This is a genomic window from Streptomyces scopuliridis RB72 (genome assembly GCF_000718095.1).
GTDB lineage: Bacteria > Actinomycetota > Actinomycetes > Streptomycetales > Streptomycetaceae > Streptomyces > Streptomyces scopuliridis.
Genome location: NZ_JOEI01000029.1, coordinates 46070 through 67565, shown reverse-complemented (window position 1 = coordinate 67565; position 21496 = coordinate 46070). Strand labels below are relative to the sequence as shown.

Genomic DNA, 21496 nt, shown 5'->3' with positions numbered 1-21496 from the left:
GGTTCGCAAGGGCCGTCGCTCAGGCCGCAGCAGGGCCGAGTGGGCCGCGACGATGAGCTGGTTCGCGGGACGACTTCGCCGACGGATGATGGAAAAAAGATGCATCCAATGACGTGATAATGATGGATTCCGCCTCTTCAGTAATGACCTCCGGCCCACCTACCGTTGCGCCCATGTAAATGGCCTGGCCGTCGGCTGATCAGCACTTCCTCGACCTTGTGAGAGGTCTTTCGTGAGCTCTTCGGAGAGCCGCGGACCAGCCGTGACGGTTTCTGAAGGGAGAAGGCAATGGCGCCTGTGGAACTGCTCATCGGAAGCCGATGGCAAGCCTCGGCGGGGTCGGGACGGACCCGGGACGTGACGTCACCCTTTGACGGCTCGACCGTCGGTACCGTGGCGGTGGCCGGCCCCGAGGACGTCGAGGTGGCCCTGGCGGCGGCGGAGCGGGGTGCCGCGGTATGGCGGCGTACACCCGCTCACGAGCGGATGACGATCCTGCTGCGTGCGGCGGAGCTAGCCGACCAGCGAGCCGCCAAGATCGCGCGGACCATCAGCTCGGAGTCGGGCAAGACCATCACCGAGGCCACCGGCGAGGCGGTGCGATCGGGCGACCTGATCCGACTCGCGGCCTTCGAGGGCACCCAACTCTACGGTGAGACACTGCCGTTGGACGCCAACCGCGGCACCGGCCTGGACAAGGTGGGCTTCACGCTGCGCCAGCCGTGCGGTGTCGTGGTGGCCATCACGCCGTTCAACTACCCCGCACTGCTCGTGCTGCACAAACTGGCGCCCGCGCTCGCGGCGGGCAACGCCGTCGTCCTCAAGCCGGCCACCTCGACACCGCTGACCGCGCTGGAGCTCGCCGAGTGTTTCGTGGACGCAGGGCTTCCCGAAGGCGTGCTGTCGGTGCTCGTCGGCTCCGGCGGGGTGCTGGGGGACGCCCTCGTGACCGACCCCCGCGTACGGAAGATCTCCTTCACCGGCTCCACGGCGACCGGCGAGCACATCGCGCGGGTCGCCGGGGTGAAGAAGCTCTCCCTCGAACTGGGCGCTTCCTGCCCGGTCGTCGTGCTGCCCGACGCCGATCTCGAACTGGCCGCGAGCGCCGTCGCGTTGGGCGGCTACGTCAACGCCGGGCAGGTGTGCATCTCCGTCCAGCGAGTGATCACGCACCCCACGGTCACCGCGGACTTCCTCGACGCCCTCGTCCCCAAGGTCGAGGCCATCCGGACCGGGGACCCGTCGTCCCCCGAGACGACCATGGGCTCCCTGATCACGACCGCCGAGGCGGAACGGGTGGAGCGGGCCATCGCGCGGGCCGGGACGGACGGCGCACGCGTCCTGACCGGCGGCGAGCGCGACGGGACCGTCGTGACCCCGGCTGTCGTGGCCGATGTCGACCCCAACTCCCCCTTCAGCCAGCAGGAGTTGTTCGGGCCCGCCGTCGCCGTCAGCTCGGCGGGGGACTGGGAGTCCGCCATCGCCCAGGCCAACGGGACCGCCTACGGCCTCGGCGCGGGAATCTTCACCTCCGACGTGACCGGCGCGGTCCGGGCCATCAGGGAGATCGACGCCGGTTCCGTCCACATCAACTGGACGCCGTTGTGGCGTGCCGACCTGATGCCGTACGGCGGTCTGAAGGGCAGCGGTTACGGCAAGGAAGGCCCGCGCGCCGCGGTCAGTGAGATGACCGAGGTCAAGACCATCGTCCTGCACGGCCGCCCCGGGTGACCAGGCCGCCCCTCGTACACACCCCCGATCAGGAGCCGACTCATGACTGACCGGACGCAGCGGCGCACGGTGCGCCTCACCGTCGCCCAGGCCGTCGTCACGTACCTCTCCCGGCAGTACTCCGTGGCCGACGGCCACCGCCGCCGCCTCGTACCGGCCGCGCTGGGCATCTTCGGCCACGGCAACGTGGCCGGGCTCGGCCAGGCGCTCGACCAGCTCAGCGACCAACTCCCCTTCGTCCAGGGGCGCAACGAGCAGGCGCTCGTCCATATCGCGACGGCCTACGCCAAGGCGACCAAGCGGCACGCCACCCTCGCCGTGACCGCTTCCATCGGCCCGGGCGCCCTGAACATGGTGACCGGCGCGGGCCTCGCCACCGTCAACCGGCTGCCTGTTCTGCTGTTGCCGGGCGACACGTACGCGACCCGTCACCAGGGGCCCGTACTCCAGCAGTTGCAGCACCCCGTGGAGGCCGATGCCTCGGTGAACGACGCCTTCCGGCCCGTCTCCCGCTTCTTCGACCGCATCACCCGGCCCGAGCAGCTGCTCACCGCGCTGCCCGCGGCGATGCGGGCCCTCACCGACGTCGACACCGGCGCGGTCGTCGTCTCCCTCCCGCAGGACATCCAGTCCCACGCGTACGACTACCCGGCGGAGTTCTTCGCCGAGCGCGACTGGCCGATACGCCGTCCGGCGCCGGACGGCGACGAGGTCGCGACGGTGGCGCGGATGCTCGCCGAGGCGGAGAAGCCACTGATCATCGCCGGTGGTGGCGTTGTGTACTCCGGCGCCACCGAGGAGTTGGAGGCCCTCGCCGACGCGGCGGGCATCCCCGTCGCGGAGACGTTCGCGGGCAAGGGCGCGGTCCAGCGCCGCGCCTGGTGGCAGCTCGGCGGCATCGGCCTTGAGGGCACTCCGGCGGTCAACGTCCTCGCGCGGGAAGCCGACTTCGTGCTCACCGTGGGCTCGCGTCTGACGGACTTCGCCACCGCCTCGCACTCCCTCTTCCAGAACCCGGACGTGCGCTTCGCGAGCGTGAACGTCAACGTGCACGACGCGGGCCGCTTGGGGGCGACCGGCATCGTGGCCGACGCCAGACGGGCCCTGGCCGCGCTGACGGACGCCGTACGGGCGAACGGCACCGCCACCCCGGCGGACTGGAGGGAGAGAGCGCGCGCCCTGGACGAGCATTGGCGGGAGCAGCGTGCCGCCGCACTCGACTCGGACACCCCCTTCGACTTCACGTCGCTGCCCGACGACTCCGATGTCGTACGCGACACCGACGCGCTCCTCACCCAGGGCCAGTTGATCGGCCTGCTCCAGGAGCACGCGCGGTCCGGCGACACGATCATCGCCGCCGCCGGCGGTCCGCCCGGCGACCTGCAGAAGGTGTGGGACGCCACCGAAGGCCGCTTCGCCCACCTGGAGTTCGGTTTTTCCTGCATGGGCTACGAACTGCCCGCCGCGATCGGTGTCCGCTTCGCCGAGCCGGACCGGTCGAAGCGGGTGGTGTCCCTGCTGGGCGACGGAACCTTCCTCATGGCGCCGACCGAGCTGGTGACGGCCGCTCAGGAGAGGCTCCCGGTCACGATCGTGATCCCGGAGAACCACGGCTATCAGGTCATCCACCGGCTCCAGATGGTGCGCAGCGGACGGGAGTTCGGCAACGAGTTCCGCTACCGCGACGGCGGCCTGGAGATCGGCTCCGGCAAGCCCGCCCGTCTGGAGGGCGACTACCTCCAGGTCGACCTCGTCCAGACCGCGGCGGGCCTCGGGGCCCGCGCGATCCGCGCCACCACCGCCGAAGAGGTACGTACCGCGCTGGCCGAGACCCGCGACCACGACGGCCCGGTCGTTCTGGTCGTCCCCGTGATCCCGCACGCCGACCTTCCGGGCGCCGGCGTGTGGTGGGACGTGGCCCCGGCCGAAGTCTCCGAGCGGGAAACGGTCACGCAGTTGCGCCGTGCGTACGAAGAGGGTCTGGCGTCCCAGAGGTGGTACGGATGAACCGCTCACCCCTGGACCACGGCCGCCTCCGCGCCAGACTCGCGGCCGGCGAGGTCACCCTGGGTACCTTCGTGGGCACCGCTTCCGCGGTCACGGCCGAGGTGTGCGCCGCCGCCGGGACCGACTGGCTGCTGCTCGACCTCGAACACGGCGCGGGGGGAGAGGAGCAGGCCCGTACGACCGTCCCGATCGCGGCGGCCTACGGCGTCCCGACCGTCGTCCGTGTGGAGTCCGCGGCTCGCATCCGCATCGGCCGCGTCCTCGACCTGGGCGCCGCCGGGATCATGCTGCCGCGACTCGACACGGCGGCCGAAGTCCGGGAGGCGCTACGGCACTTGAGATACCCGCCGGCGGGGGACCGGGGCGTGGCCACCTACAACCGGGCGTGCCGCTTCGGGCTCGACCCCGCGGCCCTGGACCGGGAGGGCGAGATCCTCGGCGTGGTCCAGATCGAGTCGGCGAGCGCCCTGGCGGAGGTCGAGGCGATCGCGGCGCTGGACGGCGTCGACGTGCTGTTCGTCGGCCCCCGCGACCTCAGTCACGACCTCGGCGTGCCCGGCGAGTTCACCGCGCCGGTCTATCAAGAAGCTCTGGCTCGCGTCCGCGAGGCCGCTGCCATGCACGGCAAGGCGTGCGGACTTCTCGTCCCCGACGGTGCGGCCGCGGCCGCCAAACGGACCGAGGGCTGGACGTTCATCGCCATCGGCTCCGACTCGACCCTGCTCGCGGCAGCCCTGTCCGCAGCGCTCGGCCAGGCCAGGCCCCAGCCCCAGGATTCCCAGGAGACACGATCATGACCACCACCACTCCGGGCGCCGCACGCGAGATCGGCGTCGGACTGATCAGCGTCGGCTGGATGGGCAAGCTCCACAGCCGCGCCTATCAGGCCCTGCCGTCCGTCTACCCCGAGCTGGGCATCAGACCCCGCCTCGTGCACGCCGCCGACACGGCCGAGGACCGCGCGGCCTATGCTCGTGACGTCCTCGGCTACGCGAAGGCCGGCACCGACTACCGCGCCGTCCTCGACGACCCGGACGTCGAGGTCGTCTCGATCTGCGCGCCCAACCTCCTCCACCACGAGATCGGCATCGCCGCCGCCAAGGCCGGCAAGCCGTTCTGGATCGAGAAGCCCGTCGGGCGCGGTGCCGAGGAGACCGCCGAGGTCGCCGCCGCGGCCCGCGCGGCGGGAGTCGTCACCTCCATCGGCTACAACTACCGGCACGCCCCCGCCGTCGAGCGGGCCCGGCAGCTGATCGCCGAGGGGAGGCTGGGCCGCATCACCAACGTGCGCGCCACCTTCTTCTCCGGCTACGCCTCCGAGCCCAAGGGCGCCCTGTCCTGGCGCTTCAAGCGGGACCTGGCCGGGCACGGCGCGCTGGGCGACCTGCTGAGTCACGTGGTGGACCTGGTCAGCTACGTCGTGGCCCCGATCGACGAGGTCTCCGCGCTCACCAGCACCGTCTACACCGAGCGTCCGGTCCTGCCCATGGGCTCGGGCACGCACTTCGCGGTGATCGAGGACGGCGAGATGGCGGCCGTGGAGAACGACGACTACAGCGCCGCACTGGTCCGCTTCCAGGGCGGTGCCGTCGGCACCCTGGAGGCGTCCCGCGTGATCGTCGGCCCGCAGTGCGGCATCGGCTTCGAGATCTACGGCACCGACGGCTCGGTCGCCTGGAACTTCGAGCGGATGAACGAGCTGCGCGTCGCCCTCGACCGCGGCGGCCCCCACCAGGGCTACACCACCGTGCTCGGCAACGGCCATCTGGGCGACTACGCCCATTTCCAGCCCGGCCCCGGCAACAGCATGGGCTACGACGACCTCAAGGTGATCGAGGCCAAGAAGTTCCTGGCCGCCGTGGCCGGCATCGAGCACCTCAACTCGACGATCGAGGACGCGCACGCCGTCGCCGAGGTGATCGCGGCGGCAGCGGCCTCCGCGGCGAGCGGCTCCTGGCAGCCGGTGCCCGAGGTATCGGGGGCGAACTTCGGGCATCCGGTGGGGAGTTGATCGTATGTCCAAGCATGTCGTCGTGGCCCTCGGCCCTGTCGACGCCGACACGGTGGGTCCCGTCCTCGGTGAGGGGGTCACGTTCGTCACCGATCCCACGCCCGATGAGTTCGCGGTCGCCGAGGGCGCCATCGTCCGCGCCGACCGGCGGGTGGACGAGGACTTCCTTCGGCGGGCGCCACGGCTGCGGGTCATCGCCCGTACCGGTGTCGGCGTGGACCTGGTCGACGTGGCGGCGGCCTCCGCCCGTGGTATCCCCGTGGTCATCACCCCCAACAGCGGCGGCCGGGCCGTGGCCGAGGGCGTCTTCGCCATGGCCCTGCACCTGACCAAGCGGCTGAGATCGCTGACCGACCTGGTACGGGACGGCCGCTGGGCCGAGCGAACCGCCGTACCGGTCGGCGACCTGGACGGCGCCACCCTCGGGATCGTCGGCTACGGCCGTATCGGCCGCCGGGTGGGCGAACTCGCCGTCGCCTTCGGGATGCGGACGCTCGCGTACGACCCGTTCAGCCCTCCGCCGTCCGAGTTCGCCTGCGAAGGCCTCGGTGAACTGGCCGCGTCGAGCGATGTGCTCACCCTGCACACGCCGCTCGCCGAGGGCACCCGGCACCTCGTGAACGAGCGGCTGCTGGCCGGCGTCAAGCCGGGAGCGATCCTGATCAACTGCGGCCGGGGTGGCCTGCTCGACCCGGACGCCACCCTGGCCGCCCTGGAGTCGGGCCGGCTGTCGGGCGTCGGACTGGACGTGTTCGACCCCGAGCCGGCCCGTCACCATCCGCTGTTCGACCACCCCGGCGTCGTCCTCACCCCGCATGTGATGGGTATGACGCACCGGGCGATGACTCTGACCTTCGTCGACGCCGCCCGCGGTGTCGCGGACGTCCTCGCGGACCGTCAGCCGGCCGCGGTCGCCAACCCCGACTGGAACCACCGAAAGGCCACGGCATGACCACGTCACCCTTGAACAGGATCGCCGGCGCTCCCATCTCCTGGGGCGTGTGTGAAGTCCCCGGCTGGGGCTACCAGTTGACGCCCGAACGGGTGCTGAACGAGATGCGCGAAGTCGGTCTGGCCGCCACCGAGATCGGCCCCGAAGGCTTCCTGCCCGGCGAGCCGGACGCCATGGCCCAGGTCCTCGCCCACCACGACCTCCACGCGGTCGGCGGCTTCACCCCGCTGCTGCTGCACGCGCCCGGACACAACCCGCTGCCCGAGGCGGAACAGCTCCTGGAGAGCTATGCCGCCTCGAACGCGGAAGTCCTCGTCCTGTCGGCCGTCACAGGCCAGGACGGCTACGACTCCCGCCCCGAACTCGACGCGGACGGCTGGAAGCTGCTGCTGTCCCACCTCGACCGGCTGACCGCGCTGGCCGCCGAACGCGGCGTACGCGCCGTCCTGCACCCGCACGTCGGCACGATGATCGAGAACGGCGACGAGGTCCGCCGCGTCCTGGAGCACTCGGCGATCTCGCTCTGCCTCGACACCGGGCACCTGCTCATCGGCGGCACCGACCCGGCCGAGCTCACCCGCCAGGCGCCCGAGCGCATCGCCCACACCCATATGAAGGACGTGGACGCCTCCCTCGCCGCCAAGGTCCAGTCCGGGCGCCTCAGCTACACCGAGGCCGTGCGCAAGGGCATGTACCGCCCGCTGGGCACGGGAGACGTGGACGTCGAGGCCATCGTCACCCACCTCAACGCACGTGGCTACGACGGCTGGTACGTCCTGGAACAGGACACCATCCTGACCGAGGAACCCAAGGAAAAGGGGCCGGCCGAGGATGTGTGGGCCGGCGCCGAGCATCTGCGCGCGGTGCTGCGCGGTGTCGCGTAGCCGTATACAGGACTGATGTGTCTTTGATGTCTTCCGAGGGATTGACCGGCACACCGCCTCTTCCTGTAATTGCCATTCGTCGCGCGCCGGCTTCCTTTCCGAACATCCGGCATCTTCTCCGAACATGAGGAATCCAGGAAACAGAAATGACCGCTGACGAATTTCTGGCCACGTGCTGGACCACCGCGGGCGACACCGCTCCCGACCAGGATGACCAACGCAGTCCGCTGAGCCTGCGGGAACGGGCGGAAGCGGCGGGCGACGCCGGATTCAAGGGCTTCGGGCTGCTGTACGCGGATCTGGTGGAGGCCGAGCGCGAGTACGGGCTCGCCGGCATCCGGTCCCTCTTCGAGGACAACGGAATCGGCCACATCGAGTTGGAGCTCCTGACCGACTGGTGGACCGACGGGCCCCGGCGGACCGCGTCGGACGCCGTCCGCGGCGAACTCCTGAGGGCCGCCGAGGCACTTGGCGCACGCACCCTCAAGATCGGACCCGACGTGGCGGACGAGCCCTGGGACCTCGACGCCTGGGCCAAGGAGTTCGCCACGCTGGCGGCGCAGGCCGACGGTGTGGGCGCCCGGCTCGGGATCGAGTTCCTGCCCTGGTCCAACCTCAAGACCGTGCACGACGGACTCCGGCTCGTCGAGGCCGCCGGACACCCGGCGGGCGGCCTCATCATCGACGTCTGGCACACCGAGCGCGCCCACACCCCACCCGCCGACCTGGCGGACGTACCGGGGTCGCGGATCGTGGGCGTGGAGCTCAACGACGCCGACAGCCAGGTCATCGGCACTCTTTTCGAGGACACCGTCCGGCGCCGTCGCCTGTGCGGCGAGGGCTCTTTCGACCTCCCGGGGATCATCACCGCGCTCCGTACGGCCGGCTGGCACGGCCCCTGGGGTGTGGAGATCCTCTCCGACACGCACCGTGCGCTGCCGGTGCGGGAGGCCGCCGCGGCGGCGTACCGGAGTGCCGCGGCGCTGCTGAAGTAAATGCCACAGGGGTGGTGGGGACGAAACCACGGTCGTCCTCACCACCCCTGTTTCCCTTCTCCCGGTGGAGATCGGCTCCCCAAGGGAACACCGGTCTGCGGCGGATATATGTCGACTCCCGGCCGGCCCGTGGTTATTACATCAATGCGATCGTTCATTCGTGGCTCTCCTGCGTGCGGGCAGACGTCTCCCGTCGCGATCAGGAAGGCGCGGGGAAAGCAATTGTCCTGACATCTTGCCCTGATGGATAAATGATGTCTTTACAAACGTTGACCTCAGGGTGGCGTGACGGTTCTATCTCGTCATACGCAACAGCCGTGTTAACGGCATGTGATCCGGAGCATTCGCTCGATCAACTGCTTCTCCCTTTCCCCTGTCGCACAGTGAGGTGCTGGAAAGATGGACCGTTCGTCTCATCACCGCTCCCGCGGAATCGTCCCTGTTGTCGCAGCGGCGGCAGCCGCCGTACTGCTCGTCGCCGGATGCTCCAGCGGCTCCGGAGGCAAGAAGGCCGAAGAGAGCGGGAACGAGGTCTCGGCCGGCAAGGCCGGCACTCCCCGTATGACGGTCGCGATGATCACCCACGGCGCCCCGGGCGACACGTTCTGGGACACGATCCGCAAGGGTGCCCAGGCCGCCGCGGCCAAGGACAACGTCAAGCTCGTCTACTCCAGTGACCCCAGCGGCCCCAACCAGTCGAACCTGGTCCAGAACGCCGTCGACCAGAAGGTCGACGGCATCGCTGTCACTCTCGCCAAGCCGGACGCCATGAAGGCCGTGGTCGCCCAGGCCGAGCAGGCCGGTATCCCTGTCGTCGGCTTCAACACCGGTGTGCGGGACTGGAAGAAGCAGGGCCTACTCGCATACTTCGGCCAGGACGAGAGCATCGCCGGCGAGGCGTTCGGCCGCAGGCTCAACGAGGCCGGCGCCAAACACACCGCCTGCGTGATCATGGAACAGGGGCACGTGGCCCTGGAGGCCCGTTGTGCGGGCGTGAAGAAGACGTTCCAGGGCAGGACCGACATCCTCTACGTCAACGGCACCGACATGCCGTCGGTGAAGTCGACGATCACCGCCAAGCTCAAGCAGGACAGCTCCATCGACTATGTGACGACGCTCGGCGCCCCGTTCGCGATGACCGCCATCCAGTCCATCGCCGACGCCGGCGGCAAGGCCGAGCTCGCCACGTTCGACCTCAACAAGGACGCGGTCGGCGCCATCAAGTCCGGCAAGATCCAGTGGGCCGTCGACCAGCAGCCCTACCTCCAGGGATACCTGGCGGTCGACTCCCTGTGGCTCTACAAGACGAACGGCAACTACAGCGGCGGCGGCGAGGCACCCGTGCTGACCGGCCCGGCCTTCGTCGACAAGACCAACGTCGACAAGATCGCCGAGTTCGCCGCGAAGGGAACCCGGTGATGACCATGGCCCAGACGACGGCACCGGCGACGGGCTCCCCGTCGCCGGCCCCGCCGGCCTCTCGGAAGGACGGGCGAACCTCCGAACGGCCGCCGGCCGTCCAGCTGTTGGCCCGGCCCGAAGTGGGCGTCTTCCTCGGCGCCCTCGCGGTGTACGTCTTCTTCTTCGCCGCGGCGCCGACGGTCCGTGACGGCAGTGCGATGGCGACCGTGCTCTACCAGTCGTCGACCATCGGGATCATGGCGCTGCCGGTCGCGCTGCTGATGATCGGCGGGGAGTTCGACCTGTCGGCCGGCGTCGCGGTGATCACCTCCGCGCTCACCGCGGCCATGCTCAGCTATCAACTGACCATGAACGTCTGGGTCGGTGTGATCGCCGCGCTGCTGGTGTCGCTGGCGGTCGGCTTCCTGAACGGCTGGCTGGTGGTCAGGACCGGGCTGCCCAGCTTCCTGATCACCCTGGGCACCTTCCTGATCCTGCAGGGCGTCAACCTCGCCGTGACCAAGCTGGTCACCGGCAACGTGGCGACCGACGACATCAGCACCATGGACGGCTTCGACCAGGCGAAGAAGATCTTCGCCTCGTCCTTCGATGTCGGCGGCGTCCAGGTCAAGATCACCATCGTGTGGTGGCTGGTCTTCGCGACGCTGGCCACGTGGGTGCTGCTGCGCACCACGTACGGCAACTGGATCTTCGCGGCCGGCGGGAACAAGGAGTCCGCGCGGGCTGTCGGTGTGCCGGTGGCCTTCACCAAGATCTCGCTGTTCATGCTGGTCGGCTTCGGCGCCTGGTTCGTCGGCATGCACCAGCTGTTCTCGTTCAACACCGTGCAGTCGGGTGAGGGCGTCGGCCAGGAGCTCATCTACATCTCCGCCGCGGTGATCGGCGGCTGCCTGCTGACGGGCGGCGCCGGCTCCGCGATCGGCCCGGTATTCGGCGCGTTCATGTTCGGCATGGTGAACCAGGGCATCGTCTACGCCGGCTGGAACCCCGACTGGTTCAAGGCCTTCCTCGGCGTCATGCTCCTCGGCGCCGTCCTCATCAATCAGTGGGTCCAGCGCACAGCGACCCGGAGGTGAGCCCTATGACAAGCAACGCAACCGGCGCACACCGAGCGGTCCTCACCGAAGCCGCTCCCGGGAAGAACGCCCCGATCGTCGAACTGCGGAACGCGGGCAAGTCGTACGGCAACGTCCGTGCCCTGCACGGCGTGGACCTCGCCGTCCACCCCGGCAAGGTCACCTGCGTGCTCGGTGACAACGGCGCCGGCAAGTCCACCCTCATCAAAATCATCTCAGGGCTGCACCAGCACACCGAGGGCGAGTTCCTCGTCGACGGCGAACCGGTGCGCTTCTCCACCCCGCGCCAGGCCCTCGACCGCGGCATCGCCACCGTCTACCAGGACCTCGCCACCGTCCCGCTGATGCCGGTGTGGCGCAACTTCTTCCTCGGCTCCGAGATGACCAGAGGCCCCTGGCCGATCCGCCGCCTCGACATCGAGAAGATGAAACAGACAGCGGACGAAGAGCTGCGCAACATGGGCATCGTCCTCGACGACCTCGAACAGCCCATCGGCACCCTCTCCGGCGGCCAGCGCCAGTGTGTCGCCATCGCCCGCGCCGTCCACTTCGGCGCCCGCGTGCTGATCCTGGACGAGCCCACCGCCGCCCTCGGCGTCAAACAGTCCGGCGTCGTACTCAAATACATCGCCGCCGCCCGCGAGCGCGGCCTCGGCGTCATCTTCATCACCCACAACCCCCACCACGCCTACATGGTCGGCGACCACTTCAGCGTCCTACGCCTGGGCACCACGGAACTCTCCGCCGCCCGCAGCGAGATCACGCTGGAGGAGCTCACCAACCACATGGCCGGCGGCACCGAACTCACCGCACTCAAGCACGAGTTGGCGCAGGTACGGGGCGTCGACGTGGAGGAACTCCCCGAAGAGGATGCCCTTCAGGCCGGCGCAGCCAAGGCCAACTGACACTCACAGCACCCTCACAGCGCAGCGGTCACCGACATCGAGCACGGGCAGAGGAAGAGGGCGGTACCGGTCCGGTACCGCCCTCTTCCGTTCGCTCTTCTCCCGTTATGCCGTGGCCGGAAGGACCGTACGCGGCCGGACCGGGAACCCGGCCGCCCGGTAGGCGTCGTCGATGAGCCGCATCGTGGTCAGGGCGTCATCGGCGTCCAGCGCCAGCGGTACACCGTGCCGCAAATGGGCGGCGAAGGCGCCGAGTTGGTAGGTGTACGAGGACCGGCGGCCGAGCTCCTCGGTACGCTCACCGGCGGCCGTACGTACGACGACCCGGTCGTCCAGGTGGGGCTGTACGAAGTTCACCGCCGTGGCTTCGCCGCGCGAGCCCACGACGCGGTAGCTCATCTGCCACGTGTGGTGGGCCATGTGGGAGCGGGCGGTGCCCGTGGCGCCGCCCGGGAACTCCAGATCGGCGTTCAGCCACTCGTCAACTCCCGCGGCCTCCGCCCTCTCGCCGCCGCGCGCGGCGACCAGCCGGGGCGCCCCACCTGCCCAGGGCGCGAGCATGCGCTGGGCGTGCAGGCTGTAGCACCCGAGGTCCATCAGCGCACCGCCCGCCAGCGGGAGCGACCACCGTATGTCGCTGTCCGGCGGTGCGGGCATGGCGACCATGGTCTCGACGTGCCGGAGGTCGCCCAACTCCCCGCTGCTCAGCAGCTCGTGCAGGCGCCGGGTGACCGGGTGGAACAGATAGTGGAAGCCCTCCATGAATACCGTGCCCGCCTTGGCGGCGGCCTCGTGGACCTCGGCCGCCTCGGCCGCGTTGCTCGCGGACGGCTTCTCGGTGAGGACGTGCTTGCCGGCCTGGAGGGCGGCCAGGTTCCACGGCCCGTGCAGACCATTGGCCAACGGGTTGTAGACGACCTCGATCTCCGGGTCGGCTACGAGGTCGGCGTAGGAGTCAGCCAACCGCTCCACGCCGTGCGTGGCGGCGAAGGCCTCGGCCCGGTCCCGGTCGCGGGCGGCCACCGCGACGAGGCGGTGGCCGCCCGCACGGGCCGGCCCCACGATCGACAGCTCGGCGATCCGGGCCGCGCCCAGGACGCCGATCCGCAGCGGGTCGTCCGTCATCACGTACGCACCTCGTCGAGTCGTACCGGCCGGTGCTCATGGAGCGACAGGGTGCAGGCCTCGGCGATCCAGCTCGCCTCGATTGCGTCCGCGACCGTGCAGGGGGAGGGGCGGGTGCCGGCGACGACCTCGGTGAACGCGGTGAGTTCGGCGCGGTAGGCGGCGGCGAAGCGGTCCATGAAGAAGATGTGCGGCGTCCCGGCCGGGAAGGTGACGCCCGGTTCGACGGAGCGCAGCGGCAGCTTGTCCTCCAGGCCGACGGCGATACTGTCCTTCATGCCGTGCAGTTCCAGGCGCACGTCGTGACCGCGGGCGTTGTGGCGGGAGTTGGAGATGACGGCGATGGTGCCGTCGTCGAGGGTGAGCAGGGTGGACGCGGTGTCGACGTCACCCGCCTCACGGATGTACTCCACGCCGCGGTTGCCACCGGTCGCGTAGACCTCGACCACCTCGCGGCCGGTCACCCAGCGCACGATGTCGAAGTCGTGCACGCTGCAGTCTCGGAAGAGGCCGCCGGAGACGGCCACGTAGGCGGCCGGCGGCGGGGCGGGGTCGAGGGTGGTGGACCGTACGGTGTGCAGGTCGCCGAGCTCACCGTTGATCACGGCCCGGCGTGCGGCCACACAGCCCGCGTCGAAGCGTCTGTTGTAGCCGATCTGCACCTCGACGCCACTGCCCTCCACCGCGCGCAGCACCTCCACGCTCTCCTCGACCCCGCGTGCCACGGGCTTCTCACAGAAGACGGGGATGCTCGCCTTCACGGCGGCGAGGATGAGGTGGGGGTGCGCGTCGGTCGCGGCGGCGATCACGACGCCGTCGACTCCGCCGGCGAGCAGGGCCTCGGGAGAGTCGGTGGCGGTGGCCCCGAAGCGTTCGGTGGCCGTGGCGACGGCCGCGGCCACCGGGTCGGTGACCACCAGGGAGTCCACCGCGTCCAGCCCGGCGAGGGTCTCCGCATGGAAGGCGCCGATGCGGCCCAGCCCCATGATGCCTATGCGCATGAGAATCTTGCTCCTTCTGCCCGGGGGCGGTTCAGTCCTGGCTGCCGAAGACGTTCTGGTCCCAGTCGATGACCGAGCCGGTCACCACGCCGCTGCGGTCGGAGAGCAGGAAGGCGACGAAGTCGGCGATCTCGTCGACCTGCCCGAGCTTGCCCATGGGCTGCGCCTGGGCGGCCTTCTCCCGCCAGTCGTCGCCCGCGTCGTGGAAGGCGCGCTGCGTGGCGTCCTCGCCCTCGGTGTCCGTCCAGCCGATGTTGAGGCCGTTGATCCGGATCCGGTCCCAGCGGTGCGCGTGGGCGGCGTTGCGCGTCAGGCCCGCCAGACCGGCCTTGGCCGCGGAGTACGGCGCCAGGTGGGGCGGCCCGCCGTGGGCGCAGTTGGAGATGATGTTGACGATGGTGCCCGGCGCCTTGCGGGCCGTCATGTCGGCCACCGCTGCCTGCATCGCGAAGAACGGCGCGCGCAGATTGATCGCCATGTGCTGGTCGAACAGTTCCGGCGTGGTGTCCAACAGCGAGCCACGCGACGTCAGCCCCGCCGCGTTGACGAGACAGTCGACGCGCCCGTGAGCGTCGACGGTCTGGACGGCGCTGTCGCGCGCCTGCGCCGGATCGGAGAGGTCCGCCCGTACGAAGCGCGCGCCCGTGTCCGCGGCGAGCTTCTCGCCGATCTCGGCCCGACGGCCGGTGAAGACGACGGTCGCGCCTTCCCGGACGGCGGCCCGCACGATGCCCGCGCCGACGCCCTGGCTGCCGCCGTTGACGAGGACGACCTTGTCCTCAAGCAGTCCCATGGTGTGGTGTCCCTTTCAGCTCTGGCGGCGCTTGGCGGCCGCCCGCAGTTCCTGGCGCAGCCGCTCGGGTTCCCAGCCCTCGGTGACGGCCTGCCGGACGGTGTCCGCCTGGGAGGGCGGGGCGAGACCCTCGACCGGTGGGTCGAGGTCGAGGTGGGTGGGGAAGGGGTAGCCCTCGGCGGTGGCCGCGATCACGCGGCGCAGCCAGTTCTCCGAGGCGCCCTCGGACGTGCGGCGCAGCAGCACCGGGAACAGCGCGTTCGCCATCGCCTCCCGGTCCACCGTCTCCATCGCGCGGCCGAAGGCGGAGGAGATCTGCAGCAGATTGGCCATGCGCCTGATGTCGGCCGAACGGTTGTGCCCGGCGGCGTGGAAGAGCGCCGGGTTGAAGAAGACCGCGTCGCCCTTGTCCAGCCGGAGCTGGACGTGGTGCGTGTCGAAGTACTCGACGAACCGCGGCAGCCGCCAGGCCAGATACCCGGGCTCGTACTTCTGTGAGTGCGGCAGGTACAGGGTCGGGCCGGACTCGACGGGCATGTCGCAGTGGGCCACCGCGCCCTGCAGGGTGAGCACCGGCGACAGGCGGTGGACGTGTGCCGGGTAGGCGGCGGCGTGCTCCTGGGAGAGGAAGCCGAGATGGTAGTCGCGGTGGACGTTCTGCGCCGCGCCGCCCGGGTTGACCACATTGATCTGGGAGGTCACCTGGTAGGCGGGGCCGAGCCAGGCCTCGGCGATCAGCTCCAGGATGTCGTTGGCGTAGTAGTCGGCGAACACCTCGGGCGCCCGTACGGCCACCTTGTCCAGGGCGTTCCAGACGCGGTCGTTCGCGCCGGGCTTGGCGAAGTGGTCGCCGTGGGCCGCGCCGGTGGCGCGCTCCTCTTCGATCAGCGCCTGGAAGACCTCGGACGCCGCGTCCACGACGGCCACGTCGGTGAAGGCGCGCTTGAGGACCACGATGCCGGGCCCGTCCAGCAGAGCCCGGACCAACTCGTCCTGCACGCTCCGACGGCCCTCCTGGGAGGTCGCCAGAGAGCGGAGCCTATCGCCGTCGTAGAGCGGCACGTTCTGTTCGACCCGCTCGGCCGAGGGATGGTCGGCGGGGTCGGTGCGCTGCTCCACGAGTGAGCGGAACACGTCGAGATCGCAGTCCGCCTCGGTCAGCCACGTACGCGCTCCCGCGGCACTGGGAGACATCCGGTTCCTTTCGCAGTCTGTGCATTTCTGCCAGTCTTGGGAACCCGAACCCATCATTCAATGCTTACCGATACATCAAAAAACCATCATCGGCCTTGGGATCAGCCATGCGACACCGCTACCCGATCAGGGAAATCGCCCGCCAGGCCGGCCTGAGCACGGCCACGGTCGACCGCGTCCTCAACCAGCGGGGCAACGTGACGGAGAGCACCATCAGGGAGGTGCAGGAAGCCATCAAGGACCTGGACCGCCAGCAGAGCCAGGTCCGGCTCGGGGGCCGCACGTTCATGATCGACATTGTGATGCAGACTCCGGAGCGGTTCTCCACCGCGGTACGGGACGCGCTTGAAGCCGAACTGTCCTCCCTGCATCCCGCTCTCGTGCGCTCGCGCTTCCACTTCCGTGAGACCTGCTCTCCGAGTGAGCTGATCGGCACCCTGGACAAGATCGCCAAGCGTGGTTCGCAGGGTGTGATCCTCAAGGCCCCCGACGAGCCGGAGATCGTGGCCGCCGTCGGGCGGCTGATCGCGACCGGCATCCCCGTCGTCACCCTGGTGAGCGACCTGCCCCACAGCGCGCGGCTGGCGTACATCGGCATCGACAACCGCGCGGCGGGCGCCACCGCCGCCTACCTGCTCGGGGAGTGGCTCGGCGGCCGGCCCGGCAATGTGCTCACCACCATCAGCCGCGGCTCCTTCCGGGGGGAGGAGGAGCGCGAGATGGGCTTCCGCAGCACCATGCGGCTCGCCGAGCCCAGACGCTCCCTGGTGGAGGTCACCGACAGCGACGGCCTCGACGCCACCCAGCACGATCTCGTTCTTGAGGCACTCAAGCGCGACGAGGACATCATCGCCGTCTACTCGGCGGGCGGGGGCAACCTCGCGACCCTCGATGCCTTCGAGGCGCTCGGGCGGGAGTGCGCGGTGTTCATCGCCCATGACCTCGACCACGACAACACCCGCCTGCTGCGCGAGCGCCGCCTCTCCGCGGTCCTCCACCACGACCTGCGCCAGGACATGCGCCGCGCCTGCCAGATCATCATGCGCGCCCACAAGGCACTCCCCGACGACGGCCCCTCGCTGCCCTCGGCGATCCAGGTGGTGACGCCGTTCAACATGCCACCGGGTGCTCCGACCGTGCCGGTTGCCGACTGAGACCCGCGGTGAGCCGTCGCTCGGGTGCGCACTCCGCGGCAGTCGCCGGTGCGTGCCTCTCCCCGCCCCCGCAGGGATGGCCCCCGCCCACGCCCGGGCCGCTCACCCCTTCACACCTGGTACGGGGTCGACCGCGCCTGCCTCGCGCCGCGGGCCGCGAGGAGACGGCGCGGGAGAACGGCATCGCACCGTACGAGCCGGAACGTGGCAGTCCTGAGACATTTTCCGCGAGGGCAGGCGGGCAGGGATGGTGTTGACCATGGTTCTGACGGTGAACACCCGCAGGACCATTGAGCAAGGCAAGGAGTGTTCTTGATGCGTACCGACCAGAAGATTGCCGTCACCCTCGCTGCCACTGTGCTGGCGGGCGCCGCCGGCGCGGGAGTCGCGCAGGCTTCGCCGGCAACGGGCAGGAGCGTTGCCCCCTCCGCCTGCCGTCCGGCCAACCACACCGCGAAGATCACCGAGGCACCCCATAGCGCAGGGCACCGTCACTACCGGGTCACCCTGACCGCGCCGCGCGGGTACGAGCCGTGCGAGCTGGCCGGTTCGCCCACCGACGTGCGGTTCTCGAACCACGGCTCGGACAGCGGGGTCACCGCAGGCCGCTACGGCAGCCAGGAGACCGTGGTGACTTTCGGCCCGGGCCACCCGGTGCACTTCGACGTACAGGTTCCGAGCAGCGGCCGCGGTATCGCTGCGAACGAGGCATCGTTCACGCTCCGGGCTCCGGGCGGGCAGATCCCCGGCACGTCTGTCGCCGAGGGCAGCCTCAAGGTGGCCACCGGCACCCTCATCGGTCCGGTCCAGCGCGGCGCCTGACCTCCGTCCGCGCCCCGGTGGCGTTCCGCAGCGGTGTCTCTGCCGCGGAACGCCACCGAGCTTTTCGGCGTGGCTGTACCACCGATCGGCACGACACGTGACGCATGGCGCCGACCCGGGCGGCTCCTGGAACCGAGTCGTCTTTTCCAGGCCATGTCGCTGTCGGCCATGCGGCCGGCTTTCGCCTCGGCGAGGTCGGGCGAAACAATCGCAGCGAGGCGTCCACCGCGGCGGCCGGTTCCACCGTCGCGCCCTCCGTCCGGCGGTCACGCGGCCCCGCCGCGGGGGATCTGGGACGCATCGCGGCCCCGAGACGGTCGCATACCGGGCGTTGGAGCCGGCCTGTGGTGCGGTCAGGTGACTCACACGATGCGCGTGTCGGTGGGAGTGGGGTGGTTCCAGGCGGTCGCGACGTCGCGCGGGGGCATGGGGCGAGTGTCGATCGTCAGGTCGACGGTGGGCATCGTCCGCGGCGAGCGAGACGGTGTGGCGGGCGCCCAAGGCCGGCGGCTTGACAAGGCCTCGGGGCCGCGTCCGGCCGCGGTGATGGTCTTCGCGCTGAGGAGGCGGGCGAGTTGGACAGCCATCTGCCCGGCGTTCCCGGTGACTTCGTCCAGCAATCCGCGCCGCAGAACCATTGAGAAGTACGGGGGGATCGTCCTGGCGCATGTCGAAAAGGGTCGGAGCGAGTACCGTCCCCAGCTTCGGTCCGCAGGCCGACACCCGGGTGGCCGCTCCTCACGCATCGTTACATGTCGCTGCCAAGTCCGAATGACGCGAGGGGTATTGACGCTTTCGCCGGGGCTTCTATCATCCAAGTTGTCCGAAGCCCCGGTCTGTGTCCGATACTTCGAACACGCAGCTCTCGAACCGCGACCGATCAGACGCGGTCCGTGCACATCACAGACCGTGCAGGCCAGGCAGCTCCGTATGTCGTTCCCCAGGCCCCGTTGGCAGTTCGCGCGACTCTGTCGAAACGTTTCACATCCGCACGTGAGGAGGCGCGCTCGGCCGCTCGGTCGTCATTGCGCGGTTCGAACTGTCCACTCCCTGAACCACCCACGCACCCACACCGCGCCCCCCATCGCACCGCACACCACATCCGCACCGCATCCGCATCCGACCGTACGAGGAGAACCATGAATCCCCCCACGCGACGCAGCCGTTGCCGCGCCTCGGCGTTAGGTTTACTGACCGCCTCCGCGCTGCTGGCGACCGGGGTCGCCGCCGCACCAGCGCCCGCCGCCGAGGCCGCACCGATCCAGGCGAGCACCCTGGGCGCCCAGGCAGCCCAGTCCGGACGGTACTTCGGGACCGCCGTGGCGGCCGGCAAGCTGGGCGACGGAACGTACGCGACGATCCTGGACCGCGAGTTCAACTCGGTCACGCCCGAGAACGAGATGAAGTGGGACACCGTCGAGCGGTCCCGCGGCTCGTTCAACTTCGCTCCCGCCGACCAGATCGTCGACCGAGCCTCGGCGCGCGGCCAGCGCGTGCGTGGCCACACGCTGGTCTGGCACTCCCAACTGCCCAGCTGGGTCAGCTCCCTCACGGACGCGAACACACTGCGTGACGTGATGAACAACCACATCACCACGGTGATGAACCACTACAAGGGCAAGGTCCAAGCCTGGGACGTGGTCAACGAGGCATTCGCCGACGGCGGCAGCGGCCAGCACCGCCCCTCGGTGTTCCAGAACCTGCTCGGCGACGGCTTCATCGAGCAGGCCTTCCGCACCGCGCGGACGGCCGACCCGGCAGCCAAGCTCTGCTACAACGACTACAACATCGAGAACTGGAGCGACGCCAAGACCCAGGGTGTGTACCGCATGGTGCGCGACTTCAAGGCACGCGGCGTGCCCATCGACTGTGTCGGCTTCCAGTCGCACTTCGGCACCGGCGGCCCGCCGGCCGGCTTCCAGACGACGCTGTCGAACTTCGCCGCGCTCGGCGTGGACGTACAGATCACCGAACTCGACATCGCCCAGGCGCCGACGACCGCGTACGCGAACACTGCTCGGGCGTGCATGAACGTCTCACGGTGCACCGGGATCACCGTGTGGGGCATCCGCGACATCGACTCCTGGCGCAGCGGGGAGAACCCGCTGCTGTTCGATCGCGACGGCAACAAGAAGGCGGCCTACCAGGCGACGCTGACCGCACTCGGCGGCAGCGCGGTCACGACGGCACGCACGACGAGCACCCGCTCGGCCCCACCGGCGGACGCCCGCTCGGCCTCCTCCGCGTCAGCCCTGCCAGGCAGCTTCTCCTGGAGCTCCAGCGGCGCGCTGATCGCCCCGAAGCCGGACTCGACCCACAACATCGCCGGGATCAAGGACCCGTCGGTCGTCCATTACAACGGCAAGTACCACGTGTTCGCCAGTACCGCGAGTGCCTCCGGCTACAACCTGGTGTACCTGAGCTTCAGCGACTGGTCCCAGGCGGGTTCTGCCCCCCACCATTACCTGGACCGCAGCGCGATCGGCACCGGATACCGGGCCGCGCCGCAGGTGTTCTACTACGCTCCGCAGGGGCTGTGGTACCTCGTGTACCAGACCGGGAACGCGTCCTTCTCCACCAATCCGGACATCAGCAACCCGAACGGCTGGAGCGCGCCCCGCAATTTCTACTCCTCGATGCCGGACATCATCAGGCAGAACATCGGCAACGGCTACTGGGTCGACATGTGGGTGATCTGCGACAGCGCCAACTGCTACCTGTTCTCCTCCGACGACAACGGGCACCTGTACCGCTCGCAGACGACCGTGTCCCAGTTCCCGAACGGGTTCACCAACACCGTCATCGCGGCCCAGGACGCCAACCGCTACGCCCTGTTCGAAGCCGCCAACGTCTACAAGGTGCAGGGTAGTGATCAGTATCTGCTGGTGGTGGAGGCGATCGGATCGGACGGGCGGCGCTACTTCCGCTCCTGGACCGCCGGCAGCCTCGGCGGCTCGTGGACGGCGCTGGCCGCCTCGGAGAGCAACCCCTTCGCCCGGGCGAACAACGTCACCTTCCCGGCCGGTTCCTGGACCAGGGACGTCAGTCACGGCGAGATGATCCGAGCGGGCTACGACCAGACGCTGACGATCCCCGCCTGCAAGCTGCAATACGTGTACCAGGGCCTGAACCCGGGCGCGAACGGCGACTACAACACACTGCCGTGGCGGCTCGGCCTGCTCACCCAGACCAACTCGGCCTGCTGACCGGCCGGCCGGGGTCCTTGGGTGATGTTCGCGTGCGAGATGCCGGCCGCCTTGGACAGGGGCCGGTACGCCCGGTCAAGGGGCGGGCCGAGAAGGCCCACCCACCGGCAGTTCCGCACGCTGCGGCCGACACCTTCCAGCCCGCCTCGGGACCGGACGATGCCGTGGTCCGCGGGCTCCGGCGGTCGAGGAGTCCGTGGCCGCCGGAGCCCGTCTGC

The 21496-nt window shown here is 69.8% G+C and carries 17 protein-coding genes; 13 read left to right on the top strand and 4 right to left on the bottom strand.

All coding sequences use genetic code 11. The annotated features are described in order from the left end of the window. Nucleotides 1-288 precede the first annotated feature (288 nt). The 10 genes from IF11_RS0129555 to IF11_RS0129510 all read left to right on the top strand — a co-directional run bounded on the left by IF11_RS0129555 (nt 289) and on the right by IF11_RS0129510 (nt 11983). On the top strand, nt 289-1731 hold the full coding sequence (locus tag IF11_RS0129555) for an aldehyde dehydrogenase family protein (protein WP_030354823.1): 1443 nt from the start codon (nt 289-291) through the stop codon (nt 1729-1731). Nucleotides 1732-1773: 42 nt separating this feature from the next. After that, nucleotides 1774-3738: a 3D-(3,5/4)-trihydroxycyclohexane-1,2-dione acylhydrolase (decyclizing) gene (gene iolD / locus IF11_RS0129550; RefSeq protein WP_030354822.1), complete on the top strand. Its 1965-nt coding sequence runs from the start codon at nt 1774-1776 to the stop codon at nt 3736-3738. Further along, nucleotides 3735-4535, top strand: coding sequence for an HpcH/HpaI aldolase family protein (locus IF11_RS0129545; protein WP_030354821.1), 801 nt, complete (start codon nt 3735-3737; stop codon nt 4533-4535). Before iolD ends, IF11_RS0129545 begins: the two co-directional genes overlap by 4 nt. Continuing rightward, nucleotides 4532-5749: a Gfo/Idh/MocA family protein gene (locus tag IF11_RS0129540; protein ID WP_030354820.1), complete on the top strand. Its 1218-nt coding sequence runs from the start codon at nt 4532-4534 to the stop codon at nt 5747-5749. The genes IF11_RS0129545 and IF11_RS0129540 overlap by 4 nt, the downstream gene beginning before the upstream one ends. A 4-nt stretch (nt 5750-5753) precedes the next feature. Beyond that, the gene (locus tag IF11_RS0129535; protein WP_030354819.1) at nt 5754-6701 is read left to right on the top strand and encodes an NAD(P)-dependent oxidoreductase; all 948 of its coding nucleotides are present in this window, start codon (nt 5754-5756) and stop codon (nt 6699-6701) included. Next, nucleotides 6698-7585 (top strand): sugar phosphate isomerase/epimerase family protein, encoded by an 888-nt coding sequence (locus tag IF11_RS0129530; RefSeq protein ID WP_030354818.1) that lies wholly within the window; start codon nt 6698-6700, stop codon nt 7583-7585. Before IF11_RS0129535 ends, IF11_RS0129530 begins: the two co-directional genes overlap by 4 nt. 146 nt (nt 7586-7731) lie before the next feature. Then, the gene (locus IF11_RS0129525; protein ID WP_030354817.1) at nt 7732-8580 is read left to right on the top strand and encodes a sugar phosphate isomerase/epimerase family protein; all 849 of its coding nucleotides are present in this window, start codon (nt 7732-7734) and stop codon (nt 8578-8580) included. 399 nt (nt 8581-8979) lie between these two features. Beyond that, the gene (locus IF11_RS0129520) at nt 8980-9999 is read left to right on the top strand and encodes a sugar ABC transporter substrate-binding protein (RefSeq protein WP_030354816.1); all 1020 of its coding nucleotides are present in this window, start codon (nt 8980-8982) and stop codon (nt 9997-9999) included. After that, entirely contained in the window at nt 9999-11078 is a 1080-nt protein-coding gene (locus IF11_RS0129515; RefSeq protein WP_030354815.1) for an ABC transporter permease, read from the top strand. Before IF11_RS0129520 ends, IF11_RS0129515 begins: the two co-directional genes overlap by 1 nt. A gap of 5 nt (nt 11079-11083) precedes the next feature. Continuing rightward, the gene (locus IF11_RS0129510; RefSeq protein WP_030354814.1) at nt 11084-11983 is read left to right on the top strand and encodes an ATP-binding cassette domain-containing protein; all 900 of its coding nucleotides are present in this window, start codon (nt 11084-11086) and stop codon (nt 11981-11983) included. A 105-nt stretch (nt 11984-12088) separates the two neighbouring features. Here the strand turns inward: IF11_RS0129510 and IF11_RS0129505 are convergent, their stop codons facing one another. The 4 genes from IF11_RS0129505 to IF11_RS0129490 are packed head-to-tail and all read right to left on the bottom strand — an operon-like array spanning nt 12089 to nt 16096. Beyond that, the gene (locus IF11_RS0129505) at nt 12089-13108 is read right to left on the bottom strand and encodes a Gfo/Idh/MocA family protein (protein WP_030354813.1); all 1020 of its coding nucleotides are present in this window, start codon (nt 13106-13108) and stop codon (nt 12089-12091) included. Next, a complete protein-coding gene (locus tag IF11_RS0129500) occupies nt 13108-14109 on the bottom strand; it encodes a Gfo/Idh/MocA family protein (RefSeq protein WP_030354812.1) in 1002 nt (333 codons plus the stop codon). The genes IF11_RS0129505 and IF11_RS0129500 overlap by 1 nt, the downstream gene beginning before the upstream one ends. 31 nt (nt 14110-14140) lie before the next feature. Further along, nucleotides 14141-14902, bottom strand: coding sequence for an SDR family oxidoreductase (locus tag IF11_RS0129495; RefSeq protein WP_030354811.1), 762 nt, complete (start codon nt 14900-14902; stop codon nt 14141-14143). A gap of 15 nt (nt 14903-14917) precedes the next feature. After that, on the bottom strand, nt 14918-16096 hold the full coding sequence (locus IF11_RS0129490) for a phytanoyl-CoA dioxygenase family protein (protein ID WP_030354810.1): 1179 nt from the start codon (nt 16094-16096) through the stop codon (nt 14918-14920). Nucleotides 16097-16203: 107 nt separating this feature from the next. On the opposite strand from IF11_RS0129490, the gene IF11_RS0129485 reads away from it, so the two are divergent. The 3 genes from IF11_RS0129485 to IF11_RS0129470 all read left to right on the top strand — a co-directional run bounded on the left by IF11_RS0129485 (nt 16204) and on the right by IF11_RS0129470 (nt 21278). Continuing rightward, entirely contained in the window at nt 16204-17250 is a 1047-nt protein-coding gene (locus IF11_RS0129485) for a LacI family DNA-binding transcriptional regulator (protein ID WP_030354809.1), read from the top strand. A gap of 315 nt (nt 17251-17565) precedes the next feature. Further along, nucleotides 17566-18072 carry a DUF4232 domain-containing protein gene (locus tag IF11_RS0129480; protein WP_030354808.1) on the top strand — a complete coding sequence of 169 codons (507 nt, stop codon included), beginning with the start codon at nt 17566-17568 and terminating at the stop codon, nt 18070-18072. A 1139-nt stretch (nt 18073-19211) separates the two neighbouring features. Further along, nucleotides 19212-21278 carry a glycoside hydrolase gene (locus IF11_RS0129470; RefSeq protein WP_030354806.1) on the top strand — a complete coding sequence of 689 codons (2067 nt, stop codon included), beginning with the start codon at nt 19212-19214 and terminating at the stop codon, nt 21276-21278. Nucleotides 21279-21496: the final 218 nt, after the last annotated feature.